Annotated in this window: 1 protein-coding gene; it reads left to right on the forward strand. The window is 36.8% G+C overall.

Features of this window, described 5'->3' with window-relative positions:
• Window positions 1-132: 132 nt before the first annotated feature.
• On the forward strand, window positions 133-585 hold the full coding sequence (gene tnpA / locus GH715_RS21305; RefSeq protein WP_163578840.1) for an IS200/IS605 family transposase: 453 nt from the start codon (window positions 133-135) through the stop codon (window positions 583-585).
• Window positions 586-698 lie beyond the last annotated feature (113 nt).

Consider the following 698-nt stretch of genomic DNA (forward strand, 5'->3'; position numbering starts at 1 on the left):
TTACGTCTTTTAAAACCACAGGCTCTGCCTGTGTGAAAATAAAACTTATAGAGTGGTAACAAAAAACTCCTCTCGATATAATAGAATTTGGCCGCCAAACCGAATTCTAAACACGAGAGGAGCTTAAGACATATGTCTAATGACAATAGTTTATCACACACAAGATGGAATTGTAAGTATCACATTGTATTCATACCAAAGTATAGAAGAAAAGTAATCTTTGGAAAATTGAGAAGAGACATAGGAGCGATATTGAGAAGGTTATGCGAAATGAAAGATGTTGAAATCATCGAAGCACACGCAATGCCTGATCATATTCATATGTTAGTGAGAATACCACCTAAGATGTCTGTATCTTACTTTATGGGTTATCTCAAAGGAAAAAGTTCATTAATGATACATGATAGACATGGCAATTTAAAATATAATCATGGTAATCGAACTTTTTGGGCGAAGGGATATTATGTAAGTACAGTAGGATTAAATCAAAAAACGGTAGCAAAATATATTCGTGAGCAAGAAGCAGAGGATCGATTACGAGACAATATGAGTAAGCGCGAATACGTAGATCCATTCAAAAAATAAGGAGAAAGATAAACGGTTGGCGGTCACTTGAGGGGCCACTTTAGTGGCTACGTTGGTAAAGTGCCCTTATAGGGCGAAATTAAAACCGCCGGTTCTACCGGCGGATACTTACT

This window comes from Gracilibacillus thailandensis (assembly GCF_010994055.1).
GTDB lineage: Bacteria > Bacillota > Bacilli > Bacillales > Amphibacillaceae > Gracilibacillus > Gracilibacillus lacisalsi.

Coding starts and splice junctions, on each gene's coding strand:
- tnpA (WP_163578840.1), top strand. CDS start 133: ATGTCTAATGACAATAGTTTATCACACACAAGATGGAATTGTAAGTAT.